The sequence below is a fragment of the Tsuneonella sp. HG249 genome, from assembly GCF_053819205.1.
Genome location: NZ_JBSOQY010000001.1, coordinates 266,152 through 280,141, shown reverse-complemented (window position 1 = coordinate 280,141; position 13,990 = coordinate 266,152). Strand labels below are relative to the sequence as shown.

Sequence of the window (13,990 nt, the reverse complement as noted above, 5' to 3'; positions counted from 1 at the left end):
CTCGCGATCACGCAGGCACCTGGCTGGCACGTCGCACGTGGACAAGCAAAGCCGAGAGTGCCGCGGGGGTCACGCCCGGAATGCGCCCCGCGGACGCAAGCGTGTCCGGCCGCGCCGCCGATAGACGCTCGACCATTTCCGCCGACAGGCCGGGTACATTCGCGAACGCGAACCCGGCGGGAATCGTCATGGCGTCGGCCGCCCGCAGGTCGCGAAGCTCGGCCTCCTGGCGCGCAATATACGGGGCATATGCGGCGTCCTCCAGGACCTCGATCCCGGCCTCGCTGCCGAGGAGCCCATTGGGCAACCATGCGTCCAGCAGACAGGGATCGAAATCATGTGCGAGCCATTCGCGTAGCGGTTTGGCGGCTGCGTCCCGGCGTACCGGCACACCCTCCCCCGCCAGGGTCTTGCCATCGACCTGCTGTGCCAGCTTGGTGTCCCACGTGGAACGCAGAGCCTGACGAGTCGCAAACCAAGCTCGTCGCTCGCTAGCGATGCAACCCGCCTCGTTGGCGATCGGCGTAAGCCGTGTTGATGCGTTGCTGGCTCGAAGGCGTAGTCGATACTCGGCACGGGCAGTGAGCATGCGGTACGGCTCGGAAACTCCATGCAGGGTCAGATCGTCGACCATCACCGCGAGGTAGGAATTCGCGCGGTCGATCGCCGGGCGCAGGGTGCCGCGCACCGACGCTGCCGCGCTGAAGCCAGCGACGAGACCTTGGGCGGCGGCCTCTTCGTATCCCGTTGTCCCGTTGATTTGCCCGGCGCAATAGAGCCCGGGGATTGCCCGCACCTGCAAGCCGCGATCGAGTGCCCGGGGGTCGATATGATCATACTCGACTGCATAGCCAGGCACCGCCATCTCCACCCGCTCGAGGCCCGGCATCGTCCGTAACATGGCAAGCTGCACGTCGCTCGGCAGCGACGTGCTGATGCCGTTGGGATAAACCAGATGGGTGGAGAGCCCTTCGGGTTCGAGGAATACCTGATGGCCGTCCCGATCGCCGAAACGATGGACCTTGTCCTCGATCGATGGGCAGTACCGCGGACCCTGCGCGCCGATCGCACCGGTGAACATCGGCGACCGATTGAGGTTGGCCCTGATGATGTCGTGGGTTGCCGCGTTCGTGCGGGTTATCGCGCAGGCGAGCTGGGGATTGATCCGACGTTTCGTCAGTGGAGACATAGTCCAAGGCTCGGTGTCGGACGGTTGCTCCGCCAACATCGACCAAGCAATGGTTCTGCCGTCGATCCGGGGCGGGGTACCGGTCTTCAGTCGCGCCATCGGTAGCGCCGCATCGCGCAACTGCGACGCGAGCCGATGCGCGGCACTCTCGCCGATCCGCCCCCCGTCGAGCACCTCCTCCCCGTGAAACATTCGTCCACCGAGGAAAGTCCCGGTGCAGAGGATCGCGGCATCGCCGGCAATTGAGGTGCCGTCTGCCAATCTTAGCCCGACGACGGCGCCCGACGCCATTTCGAGCGCCGCCGCCTCACCCTCGATCACGGTGAGGTCGCCTTGTGTGGCAAGCATGGCCTGAACGGCCTGCTTGAAAAGCAGGCGGTCGGCCTGGACCCGCGGTCCCCAGACCGCACTGCCCTTCGAGCGGTTGAGCATCCGATAGTGGATGGCTGCGGCATCGGCTGCGCGCGCGATGATGCCGTCGAAGGCGTCGACCTCGCGTACGAGGTGGCCCTTGCCCAGCCCACCGATTGCAGGGTTGCAGCTCATGGCGCCGATCTTGGCACGGTCGAACGTGACCAGCGCCACGCGGCAGCCCATCCGCGCGGCCACAGCCGCCGCCTCGACGCCGGCATGGCCTCCGCCTACTACGATGATGTCGAAACGCTGCATGGCTCGCGCATTAGACTCGGCAAGGGAAGCGGTCAAAAGCCTGTTTCACGTGAAACATCACTTCCCGATGCAGAACTTCCCGAACAGCGCGTCCAGCATGTCCTCCGTAGAAGCGCGGCCGGTCAACCGATCCAGCGACACACGCGCCAAACGCAATTTTTCCGCCAGGATCAGGAAATCCGATAGCGAGGGGTCGACCAGAGCCGCCCAGGTCTGGGCAAGCAGATCGTGTTGCCGCCGATTGAGCGCCACCTCCCCAGGCGACGGCATCGCGTCGCGGGCGGCCCGGACCAGTTCATCCTTCAGATCTGCAAGCCCTTCCCCAGTGGAGGCTGATACCCTGACGCGCGGGTTCGTTTTCGCGCCGCTGCCGAGATCGCACTTGGCGGCGATTTCCCAGCCGCCCTCTGGACCTTCGCCTTCGGGGCCAAGCCACAGCACGAGGTCCGCTCGCTCGACTTCCGACTGAGCGCGCTCGATGCCGATCTGCTCGATCTGGTCCTCGGTGCCGCCGCGTAGCCCGGCGGTATCGACCAGGAGGAAGGGGACGCCGCCAATAGCGACAGGCCGTTGGATGACATCGCGCGTGGTTCCCGGCGTGGCGGCGGTTATGGCAGCTTCACTTTCCAGCAAAGCATTGAACAGACTAGACTTTCCGGCGTTCGGCGGACCCGCGAGGACTACGCGGAAGCCCTCGCGCAATGCCTCGGCGCGCGGCCGGCCGAGCCATTCCTCGATCTCGCGCGCCAAAGCGCCAAGCCGCTCGTCGAAGTCCGGCGGGAGCGCACCGACATCGTCCTCGTCGCCGAAATCGAGCACAGCTTCGATCGCCGCGGACAGGGCGAGGATTCGCTCGCGCCAGTCTTCCACCTGGCGCGAGAACGCGCCGCCCGCCATCGCCTGCGCCGCGCGTCGCTGAAGCTCGGTCTCGGCCGCGAGCAGGTCGGCGAGCCCCTCGGCCTCGGCGAGATCGATCCGCCCGTTGGCAAAAGCGCGGCGGGTGAACTCGCCTGGCTCGGCGCGGCGCAACCCGGGCATATCTGCCAGTGCCCGCTCGACGGCCGCGACCACGGCCCGCCCGCCGTGAAGGTGTAGTTCGGCGACATCCTCTCCCGTGGCGGTCCCGGGACCGGGTAACCAGAGAACCAGCGCCCTATCGAGGATCTCGCCGCCCGCGTCGCGCAAGAGGGCGGCGGTGGCGCGTCTCGGCTTCGGCGGACGGCCGACCAGGGCGCGCAAGGCCGTGCCTGCCTCGGATCCGCTGATGCGCACCAACGCAATCGCTGCCGGTGGGGCGCCGCTGGAAAGGGCGAAAATGGTTTCCATCGATGCTCAGTGGCGCGTGCGAGCCCGTCTGGCCACCGGTCAGGTGTCTTTCGACCCCTTCGCACCCTTGTTCGCGACCGCCGCGCCTTCCATGAAGTTCTGGAACAGTTTCATCCCGATTTGGCCCATCGGGGCGATCTGCCCGGCCATCTCCTGCAGCTTGTCGACGCTGCCGACGCCCTTCATCGCCTTGGCCATCAGGTCGACATAGACTTCGTTGGCTTTCCCGACGTCGGGCAAGCCCATGAAAGTGCGCGCCTCTTCGGGCGTACAATCAATCTCGATATGCACTTTCATTGCCGGCTCCTCGCTGCGTCTCGGGGTTTGGCAAATTCTGCGCCCCGGCGCTAGGGTAGCCGGAGGCAGAGGAGAGCACGATGGGCGAGACGAAGCGGGTTGCGACATTGGAAGGGGGCGAGGACTTCCCGGTCTATCTGGCCGAACCGGCGGGCCACGCGGCCGCCGCGGTCATCGTCATCCCGGAAATCTTCGGGGTGAACCCCGGCATTCGCGCCAAGTGCGACGAATGGGCGGCCAAGGGCTACCTCGCCGCGGCGCCCGACATCTTCTGGCGCTTTGCCGAAGGGGAGGAGCTCGATCCCGACGTGCCGGACCAGTTCCAGCGCGCGCTGGAGAATATGGGCAAGTTCAAGGGCGACGACTGTATCCGCGATATCGAGGCGCTGATCCATCACCTCAAGCGAGACGCCGGCTGCGGCAAAGTCGGGCTCGTTGGCTTCTGCCTCGGCGGGTACATGGCGTACCTCGCCGCTACCCGCACGGACATCGACGCATCGGTGGGCTACTACGGCGTCTCGATCGACCAGCATCTCGGCGAGGCGCACGCGATCGCCAAGCCACTGATGCTGCACATCGCCGGTGCGGATCACTTCGTAACGCCCGAAGCGCAGGCCAAGATTCATGCCGAGCTGGACAGCCATCTGCGGGTGACGTTGCACGACTATCCGGGCCTCGATCACGGGTTCGCCGCGGAGATGGGCCAACGCCGGGACGAGGAAGGCGCAAAGCTTGCCGACTCGCGTACCGCGGCTTTCTTCGCGGAGCACTTGCGGTGAGCGCGGAGAAGGGACTCGCCAACTGGCACCGCGTGCTGAAGGGCGGCAACCAGTCCGGCGACCTGGCGGAAATCATCCGTGAAGACGCCGTGTTCCACTCGCCGGTGGTCCACTCCCCGCAGGAGGGCCGCGCCAAGGTCGTGGGCTATCTCGCGGCGGCCGGAGTTGTCCTCAATACCGACAAGTTCCGGTACGTGCGCGAGTTCAGCCAGGGAGATCATGCGCTGCTCGAGTTCGTCACCGAGCTCGACGGCATTCACATCAACGGCGTCGATATCATCACCTTCGACCAGGCGGGAATGATCAGCGACTTCAAGGTCATGGTCCGGCCGCTGAAGGCAATCAACAAGGTCTGGGAGATGATGGGGGCCCAGCTTCAGCGCCAGGACGGCTGATACGGCGCCTGGCAGTGAATCCGCTGGAGCAGGTCCGCCGACGCCGAGACAGGCTCAGTTGAGCGCCGCGAAATTTTCCACCAGCTGCCGGGCATAGGGCGAGATCGGCTCGGGCAGCCCGCTCCGGATGCTGTCCCGTCGCACCGCGATATCGAGCGACAGCGGCATGTGATGCATCGACCAGGTCGGGCAGCTGCGCGCATCGATCGGTTCGTCGATCAGGATAAGCATCCCCGAATGCCGGGGATCTCGCGCGAGCGTGGCCATCAGGCTCATCAGCGCGGCCTGCTCCCCTTCGATGAGCTGGAGGAAGTTGCGCCCGTTATAGATCAGGAAGCCGCTGATTCCGCGCTCGGCATTGTTGCGCTGCGCGGATTCGACCAGCCGATCGACTTCTTCGGCGGACAAGCCCGTGGCGGTGCTGATGTAGACGACTCTGCGCATGCGACCCGCGCCTTTCTGGTGGCCCCTACTGATTCATGGTCGCGAAGAAGTCCTCGTTGGTCTTGGAATCCTTCATCTTGTCGAGGAGGAACTCCATCGCGTCGATGGTGCCCATCTGCATGAGGATGCGGCGCAGGACCCACATCTTGGACAGCTTGTCCTTCTCCACCAGCAGCTCTTCCTTGCGGGTGCCGGACTTGCCGACGTCGAGCGCCGGGAAGATGCGCTTGTCGGCGACCTTGCGGTCGAGCACGATTTCCGAGTTGCCGGTGCCCTTGAACTCTTCGAAGATGACCTCGTCCATCCGGCTGCCGGTATCGATCAGCGCGGTGGCGATGATCGACAGCGAGCCGCCTTCCTCGATGTTGCGCGCTGCACCGAAGAAGCGCTTCGGCCGCTGCAGGGCATTGGCGTCGACACCGCCGGTGAGCACCTTGCCCGAGCTCGGCACCACGGTGTTGTAGGCACGGCCCAGGCGGGTGATCGAATCGAGCAAGATCACGACGTCCTTCTTGTGCTCGACCAGGCGCTTGGCCTTTTCGATCACCATCTCGGCGACCTGCACGTGGCGCGTGGCGGGTTCGTCGAAGGTCGAGGAGATCACCTCGCCCTTCACGCTACGCTGCATGTCGGTGACTTCCTCGGGGCGCTCGTCGACCAGGAGGACGATGAGGAACACCTCAGGGTGGTTGTCGGTGATCGCCTTGGCGATGTTCTGCAGCAGCACGGTCTTACCCGTGCGCGGCGGGGCGACGATCAGCGCGCGCTGGCCCTTGCCTTGCGGCGAGATGATGTCGATCACCCGCGCCGACTTGTCCTTGACGGTAGGATCGAGCGTGTCGAGCGACAGCTTCTCGTCCGGATAAAGCGGGGTCAGGTTGTCGAAGTTGGTGCGGTGGCGGACAGCGTCCGGATCGTCGAAGTTGACGGTCTTGAGCGTCGTCAGCGCGAAGTACCGCTCGCCTTCCTTGGGCGCGCGGATCTCGCCTTCGACGGTGTCGCCGGTGCGCAGGCCCCATTTGCGGACCTGGTTGGGCGAAACGTAGATGTCGTCGGGGCCCGCGAGGTAGTTCGCCTCGGGGCTGCGCAGGAAGCCGAAGCCGTCCTGCATCACCTCGATGGTGCCGACCCCCATGATCGACTCTTCGTATTCCTCGTCCTCGGCCAGCTCGCGCAGGATGCAGAACATGAGGTCCTGCCGGCGCATGGTGCTCGCGCCTTCGACGCCCAGCTCCTCGGCCATTTCGACGAGTTCGGCCGGGGCTTTCTTCTTGAGGTCTTTCAAATGCATTATGTTTTTTCCGTAGTCTGGAAGCGGCCGGCCGGTCGTAAGGGGCTTGGAGAAAGCGCGACCCGGTCTCGCCTGGGAGACCGGAGAAGCCGGTTGGTGCCGCGGGGATTACTGGCGGGGAGGCTCGCCGTCAATTCGCCACGCGCTCGGTTCGTCGCAGCCTCAGAAGGGGCGGACGATCACCAGCACGACGATCAGCGCCGCGGCAAGACCCGGCACTTCGTTGAGCAGGCGTAGTTGCTTGCCGGTGAGCGGGCGCTCGCCTCGTGCGAGCCTCTTCGCGTAGCCCGCCATCCAGCCGTGATAGCCCGAGAGCAGCAGAACGAGCAGCAGCTTGGCGTGGAGCCAGCCTTCGCCCCATTGGTTTGTCGTGCTCGCGAGCAGGATGCCCAGCACCCAGACCACCACGATCGAAGGCGCGAGGATGATCCTGAGCAGCTTTCGCTCGCGGTCGATCCACGCCGCTTCCTCGGGCGAACCGGGCGCCGCTTCCTGGTGGTAGACCAGGTAGCGCGGCAGCATGAACAGGCCCGCCATCCAGAAGATCACGAAGATCACGTGGCCGGCCTTGAGCCAGAGATAGGTCATCGCCAGCGTCGATTCCATAATCGCCATCTAGGAAACGCGAGCGCCACCGTCACCCCCGCCATTGCCGCACCGTGTCGCGCAAGCGCTCGACGTGCTCGATCGGCGTGAACTGGCCGATGCCGTGGCCGAGGTTGAACACGTGCGGCCGATCGGCGAATGCGCGCAGGATTTCGCCGGTGCGCTCGATCAGCCGCTGCCCCCCGGTAAGCAGGAGCAACGGATCGAGGTTGCCTTGCACCGGCATGCCGGCGGGCAGCTCGCGCGCGGCCCAGGCGGGGTCGATCGTCTCGTCGACGCCGACCGCATCGACCCCGGTTTCGCGCGCATAGGCGGCCAGCTTGGCCCCCGCGCCCTTGGGAAAGCCGATCACGGGCACGCCCGGGCAGCGCTCTTTGACCGCTGCGCAGATCTTGGCGTTGGGCCCGATGACCCAGCGCTCGAACTCGTCGGGAGCGAGGCTGCCGGCCCAGGAATCGAACAGCTGGATTGCCTCCGCCCCCGCCCCGATCTGGCCGACGAGATAATCGACGGTCACCTCGGCAATGGCGTCGATGATTTCGCGGAACGCCGCCGGATCGCGATAGGCCATCTCGCGCGCCGCGTGGTGGTCCTTGGAGCCCTCTCCGCCCACCATGTAGGTCGCCACGGTCCACGGGCTCCCGGCAAAGCCCAGCAGCGTCGTCTCAGGGCCCAAAGCGGCGCGGACCTTGGCCACCGTGGCGTAGATCGGTTCGAGGCGCTGAGGAACCGCCTGGAGCGCCCCCAGCGCGGTATCCGCGAGCCGAGGCGAGAGCGCCGGACCTTCACCGGCGAGGAATGCCAGATCCTGCCCCATGGCATAGGGCACGATGAGGATATCGGAGAACAGGATCGCGCCGTCGAACCCGAAGCGGCGGATCGGCTGCAGCGTCACCTCGGCCGCGGCATCGCTATCGTAGACCAGTTCGAGGAACCCGCCCTTCTCGGCGCGGAGAGCGCGGTACTCGGGCAGATAGCGCCCTGCCTGGCGCATGAGCCACAGCGGGACCTGGTCGCCACGACGTCCGTTCAGGGTATCGAGAAGCAAGCCGGGCATGGCTCTAATCCAATTCAATTAGATTCTTATAGAAGATGAAGGAGTCTGTTGGCCCTGTGGAAAGCGGGGACAGCGGCGCCCTGCCCGATTTCTCCCGCGCTGAACAGGCCGCTTCGGCCGGGCGAATCCGCGGACTCGCGCGTCAATCAATCGTTTTCCCCGCTATCCCCGGCCTGTGGGAAGGTCAGCATCGGTGTCCACAAGCACGCTCGCGGAATCCGGGTCAGTGGTGATGGTTCGGGCCGTGCGCCTTGTCCGCATGTCTCTCCCGTGGTTTATGCCGGTCGTTCTCCACAGCCGCCGAAGCGGAGCCGAATGCCGCGCATCCACCTCCACCTGCTGTCGGATTCGACCGGCGAAACGCTGGAGATGATCGCCAAGGCCGCGCTCGCGCAATTCGACGAGGCGGACGTCCAGCGCCACTTCTGGCCGATGGTGCGCAGTCGCCAGCACCTCGACCGCATCGTGCCCGACCTGGCCAACAATCCCGGCCTCGTGCTGTTCACCCTGGTCAACGACGAAACTCGTACCCGGCTGGAAGAGCATTGCCGGGTACTGGGGCTCCCGGCAGTCCCGGTACTCGATGCCGTGACCGCCGCCCTCGAGGCGCATCTCGGCCAGCAGGCGACGCACGGGCGCCCGGGCCGCCAGCACGCGATGGACGAGGCTTACTTCGCCCGCGTGGAGGCCATCCAGTATACCATCGCGCACGACGACGGGGTCGGCTGGGAGGACTGGGAAGAGGCCGATATCGTCCTCGCCGGCGTTTCGCGCAGCTCGAAAACGCCGACCAGCATCTATCTCGCCAACCGCGGCTACAAGGTCGCCAACATCCCGCTGGTGGTCGAGAGCCCCCCGCCCCCCGCGCTCTACAGCCTGCGCCAGCCGCTGATCGTGGGCCTGACCACCGCACCCGACCGGCTGATCCAGATCCGCCGCAACCGGCTGCTGACGATCGCCGAGGGCCGGGAAAGCGACTATGTCGATGCCGAGCGGGTGGCGGCCGAGGTGAAATTCGCGCGCCGCCTGTTTGCCGACAACGACTGGCCGGTAATCGATGTGACCCGCCGCTCGATCGAGGAAACCGCCGCGGCGGTCATCCGGCTCTACGGCGAGCGCGAGGCGCGGAGCGCGCCATGATCGTGCTGGCATCGAAGAGCGCTTCGCGGCGGGCGATGCTCCAGGCGGCGGGGGTGGCCTTTCGCTGCGAGCCGGCTGCAGTCGACGAGCGGGCGCTCGAGGCGGGGCTTGAGGGGGCGCCGCCGGGCGAGGTCGCGCGCAAGCTAGCCGAAGCCAAGGCACTCGCGGTCGGCGGCGCAGGCGATCTGGTTCTCGGCAGCGATTCGCTGGTTTGGGTGGACGGGCAGCGTTTCGACAAGCCCGTCAGCCGCGACAATGCCGCGCACCACCTGCGCCAGTTCTCGGGCCGCACGATGGAACTGCACTCCGCTGCCGCGCTGTGCCGCGAGGGCAAGCTCCTCTGGTCGCAGGCCGACGTCGCGCGGCTGCAGGTTCGCGAGCTGTCGGACGATTTCATCGGCGCTTATCTTGCCGCCGAATGGCCCGAAGTTGCGGCTTGCGTCGGCGTGTTCCGGATCGAGGGGCGCGGCGTCCAACTGTTCGAGAAGATCGAAGGCGATCATTTCACCGTGCTCGGCATGCCGTTGCTGGCGGTGCTGAGCGCGCTGCGCGAGTGCGGCGAGCTGCCGGCATGACCCGAGCTTATGCCGAAGTGATCGGCGATCCGATCGCGCAGTCGAAATCGCCGGCAATTCATGGATTCTGGCTGCAGAAGCTCGCGATCGACGCCGACTACAGAGCGATTCATGTTCGTCCAGGCGAATTGAAGCGCTTCATCGACACCCGCCGCGGCGATCCGGCGTGGCGCGGCTGCAACGTCACCATGCCGCACAAGCAGGCGGTCGTTGCTCATCTCGATCGGCTCGATCCGCTGGCGGAAGCGATCGGCGCGGTGAACACCGTCATCCCCGAAAAAGGCGCGCTGGTGGGCTACAATACGGATGCGGGCGGGTTTCTCGAGCCCCTCGCGCCACAGCTTACCGAGGCGCACTATTTCCGCATGGCGCGGGTGCTCGGGACCGGCGGCGCAGCGCGCGCGATCGTCGCGGCGCTGACGCGGGAGAAGTTCGTCATCGTGCTCGCCGGTCGCGATCCCGCCAAGGCCCGCGTGCTCCTCGACGAACTCGATCCGGGCGGCGAGCATCACGAGGTCGATCTCGCCCATTTTGCCGAGCCGACGGATTTCCCCTTCGACGACCGAGCCGATTGCCTCGACCTCGTGGTCAACGCCAGCCCGCTCGGCATGCGCGGCCAGCCGGAGCTGGCCTTCGACTGGACTCACGCTCCGCCGGGCGCGATCGCCTACGACATCGTCACCGACCCGGTGGAGACCGCATTTCTTGCCGCAGCCCGCGAAGCGGGACATCGCACGTTCGACGGGTTCTCGATGTTGATCGGCCAGGCCGCGCTGGCGTTCGAGCGGTTCTTCGGCGTTGCCCCGCCGCGGCATCTCGATGCCGAACTGCGCGAGGTTCTCGCCCGATGAGCCGACCCTTCATCCTCGGCCTCACCGGCTCGATCGGCATGGGAAAGTCCACCGTCGCGGCCATGTTCGAGGCGGCCGGCGTACCCGTGTTCGACGCCGACGCCGAGGTGCGCCGCCTGCAGGGACCGCGCGGAACCCTGGTACCCGCGATCGAAGCTGCGTTCCCGGGCTCGACCGGGCCCGAAGGCGTATTGCGCGACAAGCTCGGGGCGCTCGTGTTCGGCGATCGCGAGGCGCTCGCCCGGCTCGAGGCGCTCGTCCACCCGGCCGTCGCCGCCCGACGTCATGCCTTCATGATCGAGCACGCCGGCCAGCCGCTGGTCGTGTTCGACATTCCCCTGCTGTTCGAGAAGGGCGGCTGGGAACAGGTCGATGCGACCGTGGTGGTTTCCGCCCGGCCGGAGGTGCAACGCACGCGGGTCATGGCGCGGCCGGGCATGACACCGGAGAAGTTTGCCCACATCCTTTCGCTGCAGGTCTCCGATGCGGAGAAGCGCGTCCGCGCCGACCACATCATCGACACCGGCACCACGCTGCGCGAAACCGAAGAGGCCGTGAAGAGGCTGATCGGGCAAATCCGCCGACGCTGAGACGCCGGAAGTGCCTCAACCCCCTTGCCAGCGTGCGCGAAGGGGCCGATAGATTCCGAACACATGCGCGAAATCGTGTTCGATACCGAAACCACCGGCCTCGATCCCCGAACGGGAGACCGGATGGTCGAAATCGGTTGTATCGAGTTGGTCAATCGTGTGCCGACCGGCGCGACCTATCACGCCTACTTCAACCCCGATCGCGACATGCCCGAAGGCGCCGAAGCGGTCCACGGCCTGTCGGCCGCATTCCTGTCGGACAAGCCCCGTTTCCGCGACAAGTGCGACGAGCTGCTGACCTTTATCGGCGACTCGCCGCTGGTCGCCCACAACGCCGGGTTCGACTTCGCCTTCCTCAACTTCGAGCTCGATCTCTGCGGGCTGGAGGCGGTCTGCCTCAGCCGCATGATCGACACCGTCGCGATCGCCAAGCGGCGCCATCCAGGCGCCAAGCTGTCGCTCGACGCGCTGTGCACGCGTTACGGGATCGATCGAAGCCACCGCGTGAAACACGGCGCGCTGCTCGATGCCGAACTGCTGGCGCAAGTCTACGTCGAACTGACCGGCGGCCGGCAGATTGGTCTCTCGCTGGCCGGTACGGCGAGCGACGACGGTGTCATCACCGTGATGTATCCGGCGCGCGAGCGGACGTTCCGGGCCCCGCGTCCGCATGCTGCATCGGTCGAGGAGCTGGCGCGCCATGCGGCATTTGTCGCCCGCATCGAGGGAGCCATCTGGGCCGCGTAGAGTTTCATTGGGACAGGGGTCGCAAACCACGAAGGAGCACCATTGCCGATGGATATTCGCGTTTCGGGTCACCAGATCGAAACCGGCGCCGCGCTGCAGGAACATGTCAGCGATCGCCTCACGCAGATAGTCGACAAGTACTTCAACCGAGCCATTTCCTCGCAGGTCACATTCGGAAAGGCGCCGGCCGGCGCGTTCAGCTGCGACATCGTCACCCATGTGATGCATGGACTGATACTCAAGGCGCACGGGGTCGCGCAGGATGCGCATCAAGCGCTCGATCAGGCGGCCGAGAAGATCGACAAGCAGCTTCGCCGCTACAAGCGCCGCCTCCATGACCGCCATGAGCAAAGCGCCCATGCGGTGCGCGAGGAAGAAGCAGCCTACTCGATCCTCGCCGCTCCCGATGCCGACGCAGAGGAAGTCGAAGTGCCCGACAGCCCGATGATCATCGCGGAGACCAAGGCGGATATTCCCGAGACCAGTGTCGCCGATGCGGTGATGATGCTCGACTTGCGCGACACCAACGCGATGCTGTTCAAAAACGCTGGAACGGGTCGGCACAATATGGTCTATCGGCGCCGCGACGGTTCGATCGGCTGGGTCGAGCCGCGGTAAGCGGCATCCGTCCTGCGCGCCGCGATCCACCTTTTCCCCTTACGGCCGGACCTCCGGCCACCGATTCGACTGCCTGTTGAATGAACGCGATTTTCAAGCTCCTGCCCGAGGCCGTTTGGGTCGATTCCCCGGCCGACAAGCCGGCGATCCTGGCCGCGCTCGCGGAGCGCTTCGCGAAGGTCTATTCGCTCGACCGCGGATTGGTGCTGGAGGGCCTGGAAGAGCGGGAGGCGCTCGGCAGCACGGGATTTGGCCGGGGGATCGCTTTGCCGCATGCGCGGCTGGACGGCCTCAGCCGTCCGGTCGCGGCGCTGCTCAAGCTGTCGCGGCCGGTGGAGTTCGGCGCGGCCGACCGGATGCCGGTCGATATCGCCATCGGCCTGCTCTCGCCGACCAACGCCGGCACCACCCACCTGCACGCGCTGGCGGCGCTTTCGCGCATGGTACGCGACGTGGACATGCACCGCGCTCTCACCCAAGCGAGCGATACCGAGACGCTCTATGCGCTGCTGACGAACGCCTCGGACCGTGACGCCGCCTGACGATTTCGGGCACAGCGCAGGCGCGGGGCTGCACTATCGCGCGCTCGAGCGTCTCTACGCCGCGGCGCCGATCAACGCCCTTTTCGCGTCGCGTCTGGAAATTGTCGGCGACGGTCGGGCGCGTCTGACCTTTACGGTGGCCAGAGAGGTCTACCACGCAGCGGGAGCAGCCCACGGGACGATCTACTTCAAGATGCTCGACGACGCGGCCTTTTATGCGGCCAACACGCTGGTGACGGACCGCTTTCTCCTGACCACCTCGTTCAATCTGCATTTCACGAAGCCGGTGAGGGAGGGAGAGGTGGTCGCCGAGGGCCGCTGGATTAGCGGGCGCAAGCGTGTGTTGGTTGCCGAATCCCGGCTGGTGGATTCCATGGGCGACGAGATCGGGCGCGGAACGGGGACTTTCATGCGCTCGCGCATCGCCCTGTCGGGCCTGCCCGGCTACGCGGCGGCCTGAGTGGACGCGCGGCTGCCGGCGCATATGGAAGTGGCGGCGATCCGCCGCCTCGCCGAATCGATGGGCGGCTTTGCGACGGTGCTCGCACGCGGCGAGCGAGACGCCGGCACCATCGGCATCGTAATTATCGGTCGTGGTGAACGCCCGATCCTATACGAACGCATGCCTGATCTGGCCGGGAACCGCATTTTCGTTCCGACACTATCGCAAGATATTGAAAAAGAAGAGGAATTTTCCGGAGCTTTGGAGCGTCGACGCTCGCGCGACGCCGATTTTTGGTTAATTGAGGCAGATGTCCCGGAAAGGGAACGGTTCGTCGCAGCTTTGCCCTGACCATTTGACTTCGCAAGTGCAGCATATATGTGGTTGCCACCTTTACGGACGCAGGCGGCACGCATCGGCATTTCGGTCGAT

Annotated in this window: 18 protein-coding genes; 11 read left to right on the top strand and 7 right to left on the bottom strand. The window is 65.9% G+C overall.

The features are described 5' to 3' along the window. Window positions 1-7: 7 nt before the first annotated feature. The 3 genes from mnmG to ACWPM1_RS01445 are packed head-to-tail and all read right to left on the bottom strand — an operon-like array spanning window position 8 to window position 3,481. Window positions 8-1,858: a tRNA uridine-5-carboxymethylaminomethyl(34) synthesis enzyme MnmG gene (gene mnmG / locus ACWPM1_RS01455; protein ID WP_455693068.1), complete on the bottom strand. Its 1,851-nt coding sequence runs from the start codon at window positions 1,856-1,858 to the stop codon at window positions 8-10. A gap of 57 nt (window positions 1,859-1,915) precedes the next feature. Continuing rightward, window positions 1,916-3,184 (bottom strand): tRNA uridine-5-carboxymethylaminomethyl(34) synthesis GTPase MnmE, encoded by a 1,269-nt coding sequence (mnmE, locus tag ACWPM1_RS01450; RefSeq protein WP_455693067.1) that lies wholly within the window; start codon window positions 3,182-3,184, stop codon window positions 1,916-1,918. A gap of 39 nt (window positions 3,185-3,223) precedes the next feature. Next, window positions 3,224-3,481, bottom strand: a complete 258-nt coding sequence (locus ACWPM1_RS01445; protein WP_455693066.1) for a DUF6489 family protein — start codon at window positions 3,479-3,481, stop codon at window positions 3,224-3,226. 80 nt (window positions 3,482-3,561) lie between these two features. Here ACWPM1_RS01445 and ACWPM1_RS01440 point away from each other — a divergent pair, with 80 nt between their 5' ends. Together ACWPM1_RS01440 and ACWPM1_RS01435 are read left to right on the top strand one after the other, a co-directional pair. After that, window positions 3,562-4,260, top strand: a complete 699-nt coding sequence (locus ACWPM1_RS01440) for a dienelactone hydrolase family protein (protein WP_455693065.1) — start codon at window positions 3,562-3,564, stop codon at window positions 4,258-4,260. Further along, window positions 4,257-4,655: a nuclear transport factor 2 family protein gene (locus tag ACWPM1_RS01435; RefSeq protein ID WP_455693064.1), complete on the top strand. Its 399-nt coding sequence runs from the start codon at window positions 4,257-4,259 to the stop codon at window positions 4,653-4,655. The genes ACWPM1_RS01440 and ACWPM1_RS01435 overlap by 4 nt, the downstream gene beginning before the upstream one ends. Window positions 4,656-4,709: 54 nt before the next feature. Here the strand turns inward: ACWPM1_RS01435 and ACWPM1_RS01430 are convergent, their stop codons facing one another. The 4 genes from ACWPM1_RS01430 to hemE all read right to left on the bottom strand — a co-directional run bounded on the left by ACWPM1_RS01430 (window position 4,710) and on the right by hemE (window position 8,053). Further along, a complete protein-coding gene (locus ACWPM1_RS01430) occupies window positions 4,710-5,099 on the bottom strand; it encodes a BLUF domain-containing protein (RefSeq protein ID WP_455693063.1) in 390 nt (129 codons plus the stop codon). A gap of 25 nt (window positions 5,100-5,124) precedes the next feature. After that, on the bottom strand, window positions 5,125-6,390 hold the full coding sequence (rho, locus tag ACWPM1_RS01425) for a transcription termination factor Rho (RefSeq protein ID WP_455693062.1): 1,266 nt from the start codon (window positions 6,388-6,390) through the stop codon (window positions 5,125-5,127). Between the two features lie 162 nt (window positions 6,391-6,552). Further along, a complete protein-coding gene (locus tag ACWPM1_RS01420) occupies window positions 6,553-6,996 on the bottom strand; it encodes a CopD family protein (protein ID WP_455693061.1) in 444 nt (147 codons plus the stop codon). A 31-nt stretch (window positions 6,997-7,027) separates the two neighbouring features. After that, complete coding sequence (hemE, locus tag ACWPM1_RS01415; protein WP_455693060.1) at window positions 7,028-8,053, bottom strand: uroporphyrinogen decarboxylase; 1,026 nt, start codon at window positions 8,051-8,053, stop codon at window positions 7,028-7,030. Window positions 8,054-8,368: 315 nt separating this feature from the next. Here hemE and ACWPM1_RS01410 point away from each other — a divergent pair, with 315 nt between their 5' ends. The 9 genes from ACWPM1_RS01410 (at window position 8,369) to ACWPM1_RS01370 (ending at window position 13,909) form a co-directional block, all read left to right on the top strand. Beyond that, a complete protein-coding gene (locus tag ACWPM1_RS01410; protein WP_455693059.1) occupies window positions 8,369-9,193 on the top strand; it encodes a pyruvate, water dikinase regulatory protein in 825 nt (274 codons plus the stop codon). Next, the gene (locus tag ACWPM1_RS01405) at window positions 9,190-9,768 is read left to right on the top strand and encodes a Maf family protein (protein WP_455693058.1); all 579 of its coding nucleotides are present in this window, start codon (window positions 9,190-9,192) and stop codon (window positions 9,766-9,768) included. The genes ACWPM1_RS01410 and ACWPM1_RS01405 overlap by 4 nt, the downstream gene beginning before the upstream one ends. Then, on the top strand, window positions 9,765-10,619 hold the full coding sequence (gene aroE / locus ACWPM1_RS01400; RefSeq protein ID WP_455693057.1) for a shikimate dehydrogenase: 855 nt from the start codon (window positions 9,765-9,767) through the stop codon (window positions 10,617-10,619). The genes ACWPM1_RS01405 and aroE overlap by 4 nt, the downstream gene beginning before the upstream one ends. Next, window positions 10,616-11,209 (top strand): dephospho-CoA kinase, encoded by a 594-nt coding sequence (gene coaE / locus ACWPM1_RS01395; protein WP_455693056.1) that lies wholly within the window; start codon window positions 10,616-10,618, stop codon window positions 11,207-11,209. The genes aroE and coaE overlap by 4 nt, the downstream gene beginning before the upstream one ends. Window positions 11,210-11,272: 63 nt before the next feature. Next, window positions 11,273-11,956: a DNA polymerase III subunit epsilon gene (gene dnaQ, locus ACWPM1_RS01390; protein WP_455693055.1), complete on the top strand. Its 684-nt coding sequence runs from the start codon at window positions 11,273-11,275 to the stop codon at window positions 11,954-11,956. A 48-nt stretch (window positions 11,957-12,004) separates the two neighbouring features. Continuing rightward, window positions 12,005-12,574 carry a ribosome hibernation-promoting factor, HPF/YfiA family gene (gene hpf, locus ACWPM1_RS01385; protein WP_455693054.1) on the top strand — a complete coding sequence of 190 codons (570 nt, stop codon included), beginning with the start codon at window positions 12,005-12,007 and terminating at the stop codon, window positions 12,572-12,574. Between the two features lie 80 nt (window positions 12,575-12,654). Continuing rightward, the gene (locus ACWPM1_RS01380) at window positions 12,655-13,116 is read left to right on the top strand and encodes a PTS sugar transporter subunit IIA (RefSeq protein WP_455693053.1); all 462 of its coding nucleotides are present in this window, start codon (window positions 12,655-12,657) and stop codon (window positions 13,114-13,116) included. Continuing rightward, entirely contained in the window at window positions 13,103-13,576 is a 474-nt protein-coding gene (locus ACWPM1_RS01375; protein ID WP_455693052.1) for a PaaI family thioesterase, read from the top strand. The genes ACWPM1_RS01380 and ACWPM1_RS01375 overlap by 14 nt, the downstream gene beginning before the upstream one ends. After that, on the top strand, window positions 13,577-13,909 hold the full coding sequence (locus tag ACWPM1_RS01370) for a DUF1491 family protein (protein ID WP_455693051.1): 333 nt from the start codon (window positions 13,577-13,579) through the stop codon (window positions 13,907-13,909). Window positions 13,910-13,990 lie beyond the last annotated feature (81 nt).

What these genes read in the sequence shown, in the direction of transcription:
- mnmG (WP_455693068.1), bottom strand. Translation starts at nt 1,858, where the DNA reads ATGCAGCGTTTCGACATCATCGTAGTAGGCGGAGGCCATGCCGGCGTC.
- mnmE (WP_455693067.1), bottom strand. Translation starts at nt 3,184, where the DNA reads ATGGAAACCATTTTCGCCCTTTCCAGCGGCGCCCCACCGGCAGCGATT.
- ACWPM1_RS01445 (WP_455693066.1), bottom strand. Translation starts at nt 3,481, where the DNA reads ATGAAAGTGCATATCGAGATTGATTGTACGCCCGAAGAGGCGCGCACT.
- ACWPM1_RS01440 (WP_455693065.1), top strand. Translation starts at nt 3,562, where the DNA reads ATGGGCGAGACGAAGCGGGTTGCGACATTGGAAGGGGGCGAGGACTTC.
- ACWPM1_RS01430 (WP_455693063.1), bottom strand. Translation starts at nt 5,099, where the DNA reads ATGCGCAGAGTCGTCTACATCAGCACCGCCACGGGCTTGTCCGCCGAA.
- rho (WP_455693062.1), bottom strand. Translation starts at nt 6,390, where the DNA reads ATGCATTTGAAAGACCTCAAGAAGAAAGCCCCGGCCGAACTCGTCGAA.
- ACWPM1_RS01420 (WP_455693061.1), bottom strand. Translation starts at nt 6,996, where the DNA reads ATGGAATCGACGCTGGCGATGACCTATCTCTGGCTCAAGGCCGGCCAC.
- hemE (WP_455693060.1), bottom strand. Translation starts at nt 8,053, where the DNA reads ATGCCCGGCTTGCTTCTCGATACCCTGAACGGACGTCGTGGCGACCAG.
- ACWPM1_RS01410 (WP_455693059.1), top strand. Translation starts at nt 8,369, where the DNA reads ATGCCGCGCATCCACCTCCACCTGCTGTCGGATTCGACCGGCGAAACG.
- ACWPM1_RS01405 (WP_455693058.1), top strand. Translation starts at nt 9,190, where the DNA reads ATGATCGTGCTGGCATCGAAGAGCGCTTCGCGGCGGGCGATGCTCCAG.
- aroE (WP_455693057.1), top strand. Translation starts at nt 9,765, where the DNA reads ATGACCCGAGCTTATGCCGAAGTGATCGGCGATCCGATCGCGCAGTCG.
- coaE (WP_455693056.1), top strand. Translation starts at nt 10,616, where the DNA reads ATGAGCCGACCCTTCATCCTCGGCCTCACCGGCTCGATCGGCATGGGA.
- dnaQ (WP_455693055.1), top strand. Translation starts at nt 11,273, where the DNA reads ATGCGCGAAATCGTGTTCGATACCGAAACCACCGGCCTCGATCCCCGA.
- hpf (WP_455693054.1), top strand. Translation starts at nt 12,005, where the DNA reads ATGGATATTCGCGTTTCGGGTCACCAGATCGAAACCGGCGCCGCGCTG.
- ACWPM1_RS01380 (WP_455693053.1), top strand. Translation starts at nt 12,655, where the DNA reads ATGAACGCGATTTTCAAGCTCCTGCCCGAGGCCGTTTGGGTCGATTCC.